The organism is Enterobacter sp. 301B (genome assembly GCF_003850715.1).
GTDB classification, from domain to species: Bacteria; Pseudomonadota; Gammaproteobacteria; order Enterobacterales; family Enterobacteriaceae; genus Enterobacter; species Enterobacter intestinihominis.
Window position 1 is genome coordinate 388,080 of sequence record NZ_PQTC01000001.1, and the last position, 12,774, is coordinate 400,853.

The following is a 12,774-nucleotide window of genomic DNA, read 5'->3' on the forward strand; positions in this document are numbered from 1 at the left end:
AAAAACGGCGGGCGTTGCGCCTGCCGTCATAAGATGACATTAGGCCTTAACGCCTTGATAACAAACTTATGTGAATCTGCACAGAATGTTTTTGAAACGCTGTTTCCATTTTCCTTTTTACTGTGAATCAGCGTATAATGCGCGCCAAATCCCTGGTGAATGGTTTCAGCGCTTGGAATACAAAAAACAACGTACAACTTCTCCTCTCCTTCGTTGGGCTGGCACTCAGGCACACTTTCTTCTGCACGCTCATTTGATGTCACCTATTCTTAGTGCGTGTCATATACTCTTTCGCAACACAGGTTTGACTCCGCGGCGGTGCGCCCCCGGAGCGAGATTTCCATATCCTTCCCAACTTAAAGACTAAGACTGTCATGAAAAAGACGAAAATTGTTTGTACTATCGGCCCGAAAACCGAATCCGAAGAGATGCTGAGCAAAATGCTGGATGCCGGCATGAACGTGATGCGTCTGAACTTCTCCCACGGCGACTATGCTGAACACGGTCAGCGTATTCAGAACTTGCGCAACGTGATGAGCAAGACCGGGAAAAAAGCGGCAATCCTGCTCGACACCAAAGGTCCTGAAATCCGCACCATCAAACTGGAAGGCGGTAACGACGTTTCCCTGAAAGCGGGCCAGACCTTCACCTTCACCACCGACAAATCCGTTGTAGGTAATAACGAAATCGTTGCCGTGACCTACGAAGGCTTCACCAGCGATCTGTCCGTTGGCAACACCGTGCTGGTAGATGACGGCCTGATCGGCATGGAAGTGACCGCGATTGAAGGTAACAAGGTTATCTGTAAAGTGCTGAACAACGGCGATCTGGGCGAAAACAAAGGCGTTAACCTGCCGGGTGTGTCCATTGCTCTGCCAGCGCTGGCTGAAAAAGACAAACAAGACCTGATCTTCGGCTGCGAACAAGGTGTGGACTTCGTTGCGGCGTCCTTCATCCGTAAACGTTCTGACGTGGTTGAGATCCGTGAGCACCTGAAAGCGCACGGCGGTGAGAACATTCAGATCATCTCCAAGATCGAAAACCAGGAAGGCCTGAACAACTTCGACGAAATCCTTGAAGCGTCTGACGGTATCATGGTAGCGCGTGGCGACCTGGGCGTAGAAATCCCGGTTGAAGAAGTGATCTTCGCGCAGAAGATGATGATCGAGAAATGCGTTCGCGCGCGTAAAGTGGTTATCACCGCAACGCAGATGCTGGACTCCATGATCAAAAACCCACGCCCTACCCGTGCTGAAGCCGGCGACGTGGCGAACGCCATCCTCGACGGTACCGATGCCGTTATGCTGTCTGGCGAATCTGCAAAAGGGAAATACCCTCTGGAAGCGGTCGGCATCATGGCGACCATCTGTGAGCGTACCGACCGCGTGATGAAAAGCCGTCTGGATTATAACAACGACAGCCGTAAACTGCGCATCACCGAAGCCGTGTGCCGTGGTGCGGTAGAAACCGCCGAGAAACTGGAAGCCCCACTGATTGTCGTGGCGACCCAGGGCGGTAAATCTGCGCGTGCCGTGCGTAAATACTTCCCGGATGCGACCATTCTGGCGCTGACCACCAACGAAACCACCGCGCGTCAGCTGGTGCTGAGCAAAGGCGTGATCCCACACCTGGTGAAAGAGATTGCCTCTACCGATGATTTCTATCGTCTGGGTAAAGAAGTGGCTCTGGAACTGGTTGATTGTGGCCTGGCTCAGAAAGGCGACGTGGTGGTTATGGTTTCTGGTGCACTGGTACCAAGCGGTACAACCAACACTGCATCTGTCCACGTACTGTAATATTTCACGAACAAATTATTGTTTTGTTAAAAAGCGTCCTTCGGGGCGCTTTTTTTATTCCCGCCTTTAACCAGAACTATTCAAAAAGCAAATCGGGTTTTTCTATTTAATCGCGATTTATCTAAGATGAATCCGATGAAAAATGCCTTTTTTAACATAGCTTTTTCGTCAAAATTGCCGATTTCGTTGCTTCTTTGAGCGAACGATCAAAAATAGGCGTAATCCCATCAAAAAAATATTCTCAACCCAAAAAACTTTGTGTAATACTTGTAACGCTACATGGAGATTAACTCAATCTAGAGGGTATTAATAATGAATCGTACTAAACTGGTACTGGGCGCGGTAATCCTGGGTTCTACTCTGCTGGCAGGTTGCTCCAGCAACGCTAAAATCGATCAGCTGTCTTCTGACGTTCAGACTCTGAACGCTAAAGTTGACCAGCTGAGCAACGACGTGAACGCAATGCGTTCCGACGTTCAGGCTGCTAAAGACGACGCAGCTCGCGCTAACCAGCGTCTGGACAACCAGGCTACTAAATACCGTAAGTAATAGTACCTGTTAATAAAATGGCGCACATTGTGCGCCATTTTTTTTGCCTTCGTCAAACCTCTACTGAAGCGCTTTCTCTCCCTCGCCTTCCGTCACCGCCGCTGAGACACGACTGTTCTGAACCGACAGGACAGAATTGCTGGCTGACGAACCATTGCCTGCTGAAACGGCAACCGGGATCCCGGCTCTGCGCGCCAGAGCTTTGTCGATTAGCGTTTTATCGCTACCTGATTCCGCTGCGAAGGCGGTAAACGCCGCTGAGTGCGTGAACGGCACCGTCTGTGGGTTTTCGCCCTCAGCCTGCGCCAGCGGCCTGTGCACCTCGATATAACGTTTGCCGTCCGGCTCGACGGAGAACTTCACCGGCTCATTGATAATCTGCACCCGCGTGCCGACGCGCACTTGTTCAAACAACGCTTTGATATCCGGCGCGTTCATTCGCATACAGCCCGAGCTGACCCGTAGCCCTACGCTGTCCGGCGCGCTGGTGCCATGAATAAGATATTCCCCATTCCCGATGCCCAGACGCAGCGCAAAGCGCCCCAGCGGGTTATTTGGCCCTGCGGGTACCACAGGCGGCAGTTTAATGCCCTGCGCCAGTGAGCGCGCTCTGATGCCCGCTGTGGGGGTCCAGGTAGGGTTAGGGATTTTCTGACTCACACGGGTGGTGCTGACCGGTGTTTCCAGCCCAAGCTGACCAATACCCAGCGGATAGACCTGCACGATATTTTCGCCAGGCGGATAGAAGTAAAGACGCAGCTCCGCCAGATTCACCACAATGCCCTCACGCTCGGTGTCCGGGAGCAGCATCTGGGAAGGAATGGTAATGACCGTTCCTGGCGCAGGGTTTACCGGTGCAATGGTATTATTGGTTTCAAGGATAAGCTGTGCGGCGGTATTAAACCGACGAGCGATAGCCTGGAGCTTATTGTCGCCTTCCTGAATGGTGTATGTCTGATTTTGCCCAATCAGGCGGCTGCCTGCGGGCGGTAAAGGATAATCAACCGCCCTGGCTGAATTAACAGCACTGAGCGAACCAAGGAGTAATAGAGTTATTAGAGACGCGCGCTTCATGCTGAGATTCCTTATTCACTGACCAAACGTCAGAAAGCTGAAAAACCAGCGAGGTGGAAACCACCCCGCGAAACAGAATGAATGCTGTTCTGTCAGTTTAGCTAAGGATTGCGGCTTTGGCGCGTATGGCGCGGATCATCGCTTCCAGTCCCTGGGAGCGGGACGGGGTGAGGTGTTGGGTTAAGGCCATTTTTTCAAACCAAGGGCGAACGTCAAAGGCGACAATATCCTGCGCCGACATCTGGTGATAAAGAATAAATACGACGGCAATAAGCCCCTTCACAATGGCCGCATCGCTGTCACCCTGTAAATCGATTACGCCATCATCCGTCTGCTGCATCTGGATCCAGACCTGGCTCTGGCAGCCCTGAATGATGTTGTCCGGGTTATGCGCCTCTTCGCTGAGCGGCGGCAGGCGCTGACCTAGCTCGATAATATAAAGGTATTTCTCTTCCCAGTTTGCGCAACGCCCAAAGTTACGCAGCAATTTATCTCTGTCCGGCAAATCTGCCATCTCTCGCCTCTCCGTTAGCCAAGCAGCTGGTGAATACGTTTTAGTCCCGCCACCAGTCTGTCGACCTCTTCCGTTGTGTTGTACATCACCAGCGATGCGCGGCACATGGCCGGTACCTGATAATACGCCATCAGTGGCATCGCGCAGTGATGCCCGGTACGTACGGCGACGCCGTAATTATCCAGGAAACTGCCCACATCATAAGCGTGATGCTTGCCGAGGTTGAAGGCTATCACACCCAGACGGTCAGCAGGGCCATATAAGGTCAGATCCGGGACGCCGGCAAGCTCCTGCAAGGCATATTGCATCAGCAGCTGTTCGTACTCCTGAATCGCCGCCAGCCCCGTTTCAGAGACGTAGCTAATGGCCGCGCCCAGCCCGATGATCCCGCCCGTGTTTGGCGTGCCCGCCTCGAAGCGCCAGGGCGCCCGGGCGTAGGTTGTGCCTTCCGTCAGGCTGACGGTGGCAATCATTGACCCGCCCCCTTCCCACGGCGGCATGGCCTGGAGAATATCCTCCTTCACATACAACACGCCGATGCCCGTCGGACCATACAGCTTGTGCCCGGAGAAGACGTAGAAATCGCAGTCCAGGGTCTGAACGTCAACCGCATGGTGCATCACCGCCTGGGCACCATCAATCAACACTTTCGCACCGGCCTGATGGGCTTTGTCGACGATCAGCGCCACCGGATTTTCCGTCCCCAGCACGTTTGAAACGTGGGTCACCGCTACCAGCCGCGTTCTGTCGTCAAGCAGGGCGTCCAGCTGTTCAAGCTGAAGCGTACCGTCTTCGTTTAGCGGGATCACCCGCAGTTGCGCCCCCATACGCTCACAGAGCATCTGCCAGGGCACGATGTTAGCGTGGTGCTCCATCTGGGTGATGATGATGTTATCCCCCGCGTGCACCTGCGCATTGCCCCAGCTGTTAGCCACCAGGTTGATCCCTTCGGTGGTGCCACGCACGAACACCAGCTCTTCCGGCGAACGCGCGTTGAGAAACGCCGCAACCTGCGTGCGCACGTTTTCCATGCGCTGGGTCGCCTCGGCGCTCAGAGTGTGGATCCCGCGATGGACCGCCGCATAACCGTGGCGGTAAAACTCGGCTTCCGCATCCACCACTTGATTCGGTTTTTGCGCGCTGGCCGCACTGTCGAGATAGGCCAGCGGCAGACCATTCACTTCACGGGTCAGTACCGGAAAATCTGCCCGGACTTTCTCTACGGGAAATGTCATGCTTCGCCTCCAGGCAGCCGCTGACCGATACGGGCCAGCACCTGCTGCTTAAGTCCGCCATCGGGCAGCGCTTCCGTCAGCTCAGCCGCAAAGGCGTAAATAATCATCTTTTGCGCGGCCTGCTGGTCTATCCCGCGAGAGCGCAGGTAGAACATCTGCTCATCGTCAATACGCCCGACCGTTGCGCCGTGGCTGCATTTCACGTCGTCCGCATAAATTTCCAGCTGTGGTTTGGTGTCCACCTCTGCCAGACGTCCCAGCAAAAGGTTGTTGTTGGTCATCTGCCCGTCAGTTTTGATGGCGTGCTGCGCCACATTGATCAGGCCGTTAAACACCGCACGTCCTTTGTCGCTGACGATGGTTTTGTGCAGCTGACGGCTGTTGCAGTAGCCTTTGTTATGCTCAAGCCAGGTGCGCGTGTCGCACACTTCTGACTTCACCGGCATCGCCAGGCTGTTAATACGCAGCGTAGTGTTCTCACCGTTCAGTTGGGTGCTGGTATTGTGGCGCAGCACCGCGCCGCCAAGCAGGAAGCTGTGGCTGTAAGCCGCGGCATCCTGGCCCAGCAGAATATCGTTGTGGGCGAAGTGGTGACTGAGCGGATTCTCAAACGCCAGCTTGATATGGTGCAGCTGGGCGTTGGTCGCCACGTTCATCGTCAGACGCGAGCCGGTAAAATGGCGGGTGTCGTTCAGACTAACGTAATGCTCAATTACCGTCGCTTCTGCCCCTTCTGCCAGCTCGAGATGGTGGCGATAGTGGGCGGTGTTGATCTCGTCGCCCTCAACACCCTGGGTGATATGCATCAGCAGCAGCGGTTTCGCCGGGCGCTGGTTACGCTTAACGTGAATATGGGTGACAGACTGAGACAGGCTCTCAGTGAGGTGCAGAAAGACGTCAGGCTGGACCGGAGCACTCAACGACTGGCGCTCGTCGTTAATGGCGATATCGAACCCGCTTTCCTGTACGCTGTCGCTGAGTTCCTCACGAAACTGCCCGTCTACAAACACCAGACGCACGGCATCCACGCTCAGCGCCAGCACATCGCGCTGACCGGGGCTAACCTGCGCCAGACGGGTGACAAACTCGCCGTTCAGCAGGCCGTCCAGCGGGGTATATTTCCAGTTCTCATGCTTACGCGTCGGTAAACCGAGACGCAGCATCTGCTGGAGATGGTGCTGAGCCTGTTCAGAGCGCGCTCCACCCTGCGCTTCAAACAGCCGGTGCCACTGCTGGAGTGCATTACTGCTGTTCGGTAAGCCAGCCATAACCCTGCTCCTCCAGTTGTTTAACCAGCGTAAAGTCACCGGATTTCACAATGCGCCCCTGATAAAGCACGTGGACATAGTCCGGTTTGATGTAGTCCAGAATACGCTGGTAGTGAGTCACGATAATAAATGAGCGGTTACCGTCACGCAGAGAGTTTACGCCGTCGGCAACGATCTTCAGGGCATCAATATCCAGCCCTGAATCGGTTTCATCGAGAATGCACAGCTCCGGCTCAAGAACCGCCATTTGCAGAATATCGTTACGTTTTTTCTCACCGCCAGAAAAACCCACGTTCACCGAGCGGGTGAGCAGATCTTCGGGCATTTTCAGCAGCTTGATTTTCTCTTCCATCAGATCCTGGAAGTCAAAGCGATCCAGCGCCTCAAGTCCGCGATACTTGCGCACCGCGTTCAGCGCGGTTTGCAGGAAGAACTGGTTGCTGACGCCCGGGATTTCCACCGGATACTGGAAGGCCATAAAGATGCCCTCACCGGCACGCTCTTCAGGCGACATCTCCAGCAGATCCTTGCCGTTAAACTCAACGGAGCCGCTGGTGACCTCATAATCTTCGCGTCCTGCCAGCGTCGCTGAAAGCGTACTTTTCCCGGAGCCGTTTGGCCCCATGATGGCGTGAACTTCACCCGGTTTGACGTCAAAATTGAGCCCACGCAGGATCTCTTTCTCTTCCACGCTAACCTGTAAATCTTTAATGCTTAACATGTGCTTTCCTTAACCGACGCTGTGTTCAAGACTAATGGCGAGGAGTTTCTGGGCTTCAACGGCAAATTCCAGCGGCAGTTCAGAGAACACGTCCTTACAGAAGCCGTTAACAATCATTGAAATCGCATCTTCTTCACTGATCCCGCGTTGCAGGCAGTAGAACAGCTGATCTTCACCAATACGTGACGTAGTCGCCTCATGCTCGAGCTGGGCGCTGTTATTGCGGCATTCGACATAGGGGAAGGTATGCGCCCCGCAGTCCGCACCAATCAGCATGGAGTCGCACTGGGTAAAGTTACGTGCGTTGGTGGCTGTCGGCATGATTTTCACCAGCCCGCGATAGCTGTTCTGGCTGTGACCGGCAGAGATCCCTTTGGAGATGATGGTCGATCTGGTGTTTTTGCCGATGTGGATCATCTTGGTACCGGTATCGGCCTGCTGATGACCGCTGGTCAGCGCCACGGAGTAAAACTCACCGATGGAGTTGTCGCCGCGCAGAATACAGCTCGGGTATTTCCAGGTAATGGCGGAGCCGGTTTCTGACTGCGTCCAGGACATCTTACTGTTTTCACCCTCGCACAGCGCACGCTTGGTGACGAAGTTCAGAATACCACCGGTGTTGCCATCGCCCGGGAACCAGTTCTGTACCGTAGAGTATTTCACTTCCGCGTCTTTATGGATGATCACCTCTACCACCGCCGCGTGCAGCTGGTAGCTGTCGCGCACCGGCGCCGAACAGCCTTCGATATAGCTGACGTAGCTGCCTTCATCGGCCACCAGGATGGTGCGTTCAAACTGGCCGGTTTTTTCCGCGTTGATGCGGAAATAGGTCGAGAGCTCCATCGGGCAGCGCACACCTTTAGGCACGTAGATAAAGGTGCCGTCTGACGCCACCGCCGCATTCAGTGCCGCGAAGAAGTTATCGTTACTGGGTACCACGGTGCCAATGTATTTTTTCACCAGCTCCGGGTGATCGTGAATGGCTTCCCCAAAGGAGCAGAAAATTATCCCCTGCTCCGCCAGCTTTTCACGGTAGGTGGTTGCCACCGAGACGGAGTCAAAAATGGCGTCCACCGCCACCTCTTTACCTTCGCGCACGGGCACGCCGAGCTGATTGAAGGCCTCTTCCACCTCTTTACTCAGGAAGCTGTTCTGGGCACCGGTTTGCTGTACCGCGCCGGGCTGCGAGGCACAGGTATCATCGCAGCTGCCGCATGAGGGCGCGGAGTAGTAGCTGTAATCCTGATAGTTCAGCTTATCGTAATGCGCTTTCAGCCAGTGGGGTTCTTCCATCTCCAGCCACGCGCGGAATGCGCTCAGGCGAAACTCCAGCATCCACTCCGGCTCGTTACGTTTCGCCGAAATGGCGCGCACGACCTCTTCGTTGATGCCTTTCGCCAGCTCATCGGTTTGCAGCTGCGTGAAGAAACCCTCTTTATAGTTGAGGTGTCCGCCGCTCCAGGTGTTTACATCACTCGTTGCTTCAGTATTACGAGACATAGTACCGCCTATACCCCAAAGCTTTCGCCGCAGCCGCATTCGTTCTGGGCTTTCGGGTTATGAAATTTGAATAACTGGTTTAAACCTTCCCGAACGTAGTCGACTTCGGTTCCATCGATAAACGGCATAGCCTGTAGCGCGACGTATAACTTTGCACCGTCGGTTTCAAAGACCAGATCGTCCTTTTTGGGTTCGGTTACGGTATCCAGCACGTAGCCAAATCCTGCGCAGCCCGTCTGCTTAACGCCTAAGCGTACGCCGAGGATGTCGGGATTTTTTGCCACCAGCTCATGAATATGCGCCGCCGCCGCGGGCGTCAGCGTTAAGCCACGCCAGGCAAAATCGGCCGGATTGAAGGTTTCTGAATGCAGTTCCATAGGTCCACCTCATCTGATAAGCCACCAGGGCATAACACCATGTTAGTGATAACGATTATCACTTCAACCCCCTGCGAGCAGGGGCTTTGGGCTAAACCGCCCTTTTTGGCTACTTTCATTAAGCATAGACCCTGTGGCGGGATGCGGATGGGTGGGTTAGTTTTGTTCAATGCATTGATAAATAATGCATTTCATAAGAAAGGCGGTTAGGTGGCGGGCAATAATAAAAATTGTATTGAAAATACCTATTTTTGAGATAGCTATCTTCCAATAAGAAAGCGGGCTCGAAAAGACAAAAAGGCCCTGACGGACCCCTTAACATCAGTGATGGAACGAGACGGCGAAACCCTGTTCACGCCAGTGGTCGAGCTGCTCCTGTTGACGAGGCGTAGGTGCTTTACCGGTCCAGACGAAAATTTTTTGTCCAGGGAAAAGTTCCGGACGTGGAGAATCAATGGGTTCAGCCAGCACGTCGATATGCCAGCCCTTGTAGGCAAGACGGGCCGCTTCCAGCCACAAATGCGTACGGTCGTCGCACTCCCATCCAACCAGTAGCGCATCTTTACCTGCTTTTTTTCGTGATTCAACCAGGCTAGTAACGGCAAACTCAATCAGGACACCGTCGAGCAGGCTCGCCATATGACGCACCGTATTCTGATCCTGATTCATTCGCTGACGCACAGGGGTGATGATGTTATCTATCAGAACATCCATCGCATGGTCGCGGCGGAACTCACTGATTTTGGCGCGCAGTTTTGCCGGATTGGCATAGCGCAGAACGGTTAACATCTCTTCCTGAAACGATGCCCAGTTCCCATGCGTCATCACTTCTGTATTTTCAAGAAGCGCTTTTACTTTACCGACCGAAACACCCGTTTTCATCAGGCGTTTGATCTCTTCGATACGCAGGATATCTTCATCGTCAAACTGACGATGACCCCCTTCACTTCGCTGCGGCTTCAACAATCCATAACGGCGCTGCCAGGCACGCAGCGTAACGGGGTTGATACCGCATCGTTCGGCCACTTCGCCGATACTGTAATAGGCCATTAACTCCCTCACGCACAATACTTCCATACCTAACCAAACCAACCTTATCAGATTGTACAAATCATTTGTATAACTAACTCCTCGTTATGAGACAAGTGAATGGCTCAAAGAACCCCTCACTCGTTAATGTATTGTTGTATAAATTTAGCCGTACGTACAGGTCACTATTAAGAGTTACGTACAGGTTTTTATAAATCGTACTTTTTCTCGGGCCAAGCAATCGCCGGAATGCCCCCCAGACGCGGGTTGGCGAAAAGGTGTCCCTGGAACTGAGAAATCCCGGCGGATTCCAGCCACATCCACTCTTCAGCCAGCTCTACACCTACCGCACAGAACAGGATTTCCAGGGACGCACAGCATTTAATGATCGACTGAATGATCGCCTGACGCGGGCCGCTCTTGTGCACGTTGGCAATCAAATCACGGTTGATCTTGATTCTGTCCGGCTGGAACTGGGCCAGCAGTTGCAGACCGGCGAATCCCGCGCCAAAGTGATCGATGGCCACGCTGATCCCGGCGCTTTTAAGCTGTCTGACCGCGCTGGTGAACTCTTCGAAGCGCGAGATCGCCTCGCTCTCGGTGAACTCGACTACAATTTGCTCCGGCACAAAACCGTTCGCCTCAATTGCCGTCAGTAAAAAATCGACGGCGCCAGGAACATTGACCAGCGTCATCGGCAGCAGATTAATGGACAACGTTTGAGTCTGTAGGCCCAGCGCGCTGGCCATCGACAAAGCCACCTGTTTACTCTTCAGATCCGATTCGTACAGCGCCTCACGCGACAGGTGGGCAAAATAGCTTTCCGGGGACTCACCGGACGGCGTGCGGATCAGGGCTTCCCAGGAAACTACCTGCTGCATAAACGGATCGATGATAGGTTGAAATGCGAAACTACAGTCCGCGCCCTTTGCCACTACTGTCGGCTGGGAGGATAACGGCGTATTTTCGGTGACAAACTCCCAGGCGTCAGCCGGAGGCAGCTCAAAGTAGTTGGCTTTTTCAGTGGCCTCAACGAAGGTGCGGAAAAATTGCAGGGCGCGATCGTTATAGGTCAGCTGATAGCGCGTTGTGCCTTTATCGAGTACCTGTTGCAGCACTTCGTTGGTGTCGTACTGACGAAGGTCGAAGAGCTCCATACCCACATTGCCAAAACGTCTTGAAGGCCCGTGATCGCTCAACAATTCGACCACGTTGTGATGCCGTGGGTCACGGCAGATGAGCTCATAGATCTCCTTAACGTTATCAGCGGGCCCTTCAAGTAACTGAAAAAAGTGTGTGCCGTTAAACAGCAAAATCCCCGTCACATCGAACTGGCGATTTCTACAATTTGCAGCAGCGACCATGTCTTCCAGCGCTTTCACTGGAACGTCCTCGCAGATATGACTGCGGTAAATGATGGTTGTGAGCATGCTAATCCTGAAGATTGAGGGGGTGACCACGAAAACACGTGGGGAGAACTCTGTTATAGCACATTAATTTCCCAACAAATAATTTACATGTCAACGATTTACACGGCTTATTTGCGCCTTTCCCAAGCTTGTACAACTCTGCGACGCCGCTTTGGATTGTACAATATATTTTGTGAATCCCGCAGTAGATTGCACACATGTAAACGTCTGAAAAATAAACACTTTATAAAATATATTATAAAATATTTAAAAAATTGTACATTTTAAATGTACAGATTTGAAAATTATGTATACCTTAAATGTAACGTTACTGATTACAGAATTTTACAGGAGCGAAACATGCAGCAGAACGGATACGTCGCAGACTCAGCAACAGCGATTGCGCAGTACTTCGAAAAAGCCGCGCTTCCAACCCAACAGGAAACCCTGGGTCAGGTTGTTGTTGAAATCCTTAGCGATGGGCGGAATCTGAATCGCAAATCGCTCTGCACAAAACTGTTGAGTCGCCTTGAAAGGGCCAATGGTCCGGAAGAGGAACATCATTATCACCTGCTTCTTGGTCTGCTCTTCGAACGTTAATGTTATGAACAGCAGTGATGCGGACCGACTGATCGACCAGCTTATTGGAGAAGCCGCTCTTTCACTTTTGAAGGAGCGCGGTCCCGTGACGACCGAGGGATTGGTTCAGCGTCTGCGTAACATGCAAGCCTGTGAGACGGATCCCCAGCGGCGGGAGACATTAGCGAGGGTGATAGCTGAAATCAGCACAGGCACTGTCGCTTTTAAAGGTCGCAGAACCGCACAAGGACGAATACAGAGAGAGGGATCTCTCAAAAATAATCGAGACAATGTAGTGCCGTTATTTGGAAATGGAAAACCGTCCGATCCCAAAAAGATGCATTGACTACAACTTTACAGCAACGGTGAGAACAAATGAGACAAAATATTCAGCTTCAACCCGAATACCACTCCGCCTTTTTAGATAGCGCGTTGTCGGAGTATTTCCGTCACGCAGGCGATCGCTTTGCTGAAGAGTCTGCCATTTTTTCGACTGCGGTTCGTTGTGTTCTCGCTTCTGAAGGTCATCTGACCAACAAAGCGATCATTCTCTGGCTGATCCAGACGCTGGAAACTACCGACGATGTCGTTAAGGCGGATGTGATCCGCAAGACGCTGGAAATTGTTGTCGGTTATACCATGGACGATCTTTAACGCCTCTCCCTTCCCATCCCTACGGATAGCGTGTCATCGTCAATACTGACGAACAGACTGACGATGACA

At 53.0% G+C, this 12,774-nt stretch carries 14 protein-coding genes; 5 read left to right on the plus strand and 9 right to left on the minus strand.

Features of this window, described 5'->3' with window-relative positions; all coding sequences use genetic code 11:
• Positions 1–374: 374 nt before the first annotated feature.
• Together pykF and lpp are read left to right on the plus strand one after the other, a co-directional pair.
• Positions 375–1,796 carry a pyruvate kinase PykF gene (gene pykF / locus C3451_RS01785; RefSeq protein WP_015570703.1) on the plus strand — a complete coding sequence of 474 codons (1,422 nt, stop codon included), beginning with the start codon at positions 375–377 and terminating at the stop codon, positions 1,794–1,796.
• 312 nt (positions 1,797–2,108) lie between these two features.
• A complete protein-coding gene (lpp, locus tag C3451_RS01790; protein ID WP_001082307.1) occupies positions 2,109–2,345 on the plus strand; it encodes a murein lipoprotein Lpp in 237 nt (78 codons plus the stop codon).
• Between the two features lie 60 nt (positions 2,346–2,405).
• Here lpp and C3451_RS01795 read toward each other — a convergent pair whose 3' ends face one another.
• The 9 genes from C3451_RS01795 to C3451_RS01840 all read right to left on the minus strand — a co-directional run bounded on the left by C3451_RS01795 (position 2,406) and on the right by C3451_RS01840 (position 11,493).
• Positions 2,406–3,419 (minus strand): L,D-transpeptidase family protein, encoded by a 1,014-nt coding sequence (locus tag C3451_RS01795; protein WP_038415919.1) that lies wholly within the window; start codon positions 3,417–3,419, stop codon positions 2,406–2,408.
• Between the two features lie 97 nt (positions 3,420–3,516).
• Entirely contained in the window at positions 3,517–3,933 is a 417-nt protein-coding gene (gene sufE, locus C3451_RS01800) for a cysteine desulfuration protein SufE (RefSeq protein WP_003857730.1), read from the minus strand.
• A 14-nt stretch (positions 3,934–3,947) separates the two neighbouring features.
• Positions 3,948–5,168, minus strand: a complete 1,221-nt coding sequence (gene sufS, locus C3451_RS01805) for a cysteine desulfurase SufS (RefSeq protein WP_045622808.1) — start codon at positions 5,166–5,168, stop codon at positions 3,948–3,950.
• On the minus strand, positions 5,165–6,436 hold the full coding sequence (sufD, locus tag C3451_RS01810; protein WP_045622806.1) for a Fe-S cluster assembly protein SufD: 1,272 nt from the start codon (positions 6,434–6,436) through the stop codon (positions 5,165–5,167). Before sufD ends, sufS begins: the two co-directional genes overlap by 4 nt.
• A complete protein-coding gene (gene sufC, locus C3451_RS01815) occupies positions 6,411–7,157 on the minus strand; it encodes a Fe-S cluster assembly ATPase SufC (protein ID WP_022647874.1) in 747 nt (248 codons plus the stop codon). The genes sufD and sufC overlap by 26 nt, the downstream gene beginning before the upstream one ends.
• Before the next feature lie 9 nt (positions 7,158–7,166).
• Entirely contained in the window at positions 7,167–8,657 is a 1,491-nt protein-coding gene (gene sufB / locus C3451_RS01820; protein WP_045622805.1) for a Fe-S cluster assembly protein SufB, read from the minus strand.
• 8 nt (positions 8,658–8,665) lie between these two features.
• Entirely contained in the window at positions 8,666–9,034 is a 369-nt protein-coding gene (gene sufA, locus C3451_RS01825; RefSeq protein ID WP_022647873.1) for a Fe-S cluster assembly scaffold SufA, read from the minus strand.
• A 321-nt stretch (positions 9,035–9,355) separates the two neighbouring features.
• A complete protein-coding gene (locus tag C3451_RS01835) occupies positions 9,356–10,084 on the minus strand; it encodes a MerR family transcriptional regulator (RefSeq protein WP_023299929.1) in 729 nt (242 codons plus the stop codon).
• A 188-nt stretch (positions 10,085–10,272) separates the two neighbouring features.
• On the minus strand, positions 10,273–11,493 hold the full coding sequence (locus C3451_RS01840; protein WP_045622803.1) for a diguanylate phosphodiesterase: 1,221 nt from the start codon (positions 11,491–11,493) through the stop codon (positions 10,273–10,275).
• A gap of 339 nt (positions 11,494–11,832) precedes the next feature.
• Between C3451_RS01840 and ycgZ the strand changes: the two genes are divergently transcribed.
• Genes ycgZ through C3451_RS01855 form a run of 3 tightly spaced genes read left to right on the plus strand, consistent with a single transcriptional unit; the run spans position 11,833 to position 12,705 of the window.
• Positions 11,833–12,072 (plus strand): regulatory protein YcgZ, encoded by a 240-nt coding sequence (ycgZ, locus tag C3451_RS01845; protein ID WP_022647869.1) that lies wholly within the window; start codon positions 11,833–11,835, stop codon positions 12,070–12,072.
• A 4-nt stretch (positions 12,073–12,076) separates the two neighbouring features.
• The gene (locus tag C3451_RS01850) at positions 12,077–12,397 is read left to right on the plus strand and encodes a hypothetical protein (protein WP_032622175.1); all 321 of its coding nucleotides are present in this window, start codon (positions 12,077–12,079) and stop codon (positions 12,395–12,397) included.
• A 29-nt stretch (positions 12,398–12,426) separates the two neighbouring features.
• Entirely contained in the window at positions 12,427–12,705 is a 279-nt protein-coding gene (locus C3451_RS01855; RefSeq protein WP_022647868.1) for a biofilm/acid-resistance regulator YmgB/AriR, read from the plus strand.
• The last annotated feature ends 69 nt before the right edge of the window (positions 12,706–12,774 follow it).

Excerpts from the sequence above, each read along its gene's own strand:
- pykF (WP_015570703.1), top strand. The coding sequence starts at position 375 with ATGAAAAAGACGAAAATTGTTTGTACTATCGGCCCGAAAACCGAATCC.
- C3451_RS01855 (WP_022647868.1), top strand. The coding sequence starts at position 12,427 with ATGAGACAAAATATTCAGCTTCAACCCGAATACCACTCCGCCTTTTTA.
- C3451_RS01795 (WP_038415919.1), bottom strand. The coding sequence starts at position 3,419 with ATGAAGCGCGCGTCTCTAATAACTCTATTACTCCTTGGTTCGCTCAGT.
- lpp (WP_001082307.1), top strand. The coding sequence starts at position 2,109 with ATGAATCGTACTAAACTGGTACTGGGCGCGGTAATCCTGGGTTCTACT.
- C3451_RS01835 (WP_023299929.1), bottom strand. The coding sequence starts at position 10,084 with ATGGCCTATTACAGTATCGGCGAAGTGGCCGAACGATGCGGTATCAAC.
- sufC (WP_022647874.1), bottom strand. The coding sequence starts at position 7,157 with ATGTTAAGCATTAAAGATTTACAGGTTAGCGTGGAAGAGAAAGAGATC.
- sufD (WP_045622806.1), bottom strand. The coding sequence starts at position 6,436 with ATGGCTGGCTTACCGAACAGCAGTAATGCACTCCAGCAGTGGCACCGG.
- ycgZ (WP_022647869.1), top strand. The coding sequence starts at position 11,833 with ATGCAGCAGAACGGATACGTCGCAGACTCAGCAACAGCGATTGCGCAG.
- C3451_RS01850 (WP_032622175.1), top strand. The coding sequence starts at position 12,077 with ATGAACAGCAGTGATGCGGACCGACTGATCGACCAGCTTATTGGAGAA.
- sufS (WP_045622808.1), bottom strand. The coding sequence starts at position 5,168 with ATGACATTTCCCGTAGAGAAAGTCCGGGCAGATTTTCCGGTACTGACC.
- sufA (WP_022647873.1), bottom strand. The coding sequence starts at position 9,034 with ATGGAACTGCATTCAGAAACCTTCAATCCGGCCGATTTTGCCTGGCGT.
- sufE (WP_003857730.1), bottom strand. The coding sequence starts at position 3,933 with ATGGCAGATTTGCCGGACAGAGATAAATTGCTGCGTAACTTTGGGCGT.
- sufB (WP_045622805.1), bottom strand. The coding sequence starts at position 8,657 with ATGTCTCGTAATACTGAAGCAACGAGTGATGTAAACACCTGGAGCGGC.
- C3451_RS01840 (WP_045622803.1), bottom strand. The coding sequence starts at position 11,493 with ATGCTCACAACCATCATTTACCGCAGTCATATCTGCGAGGACGTTCCA.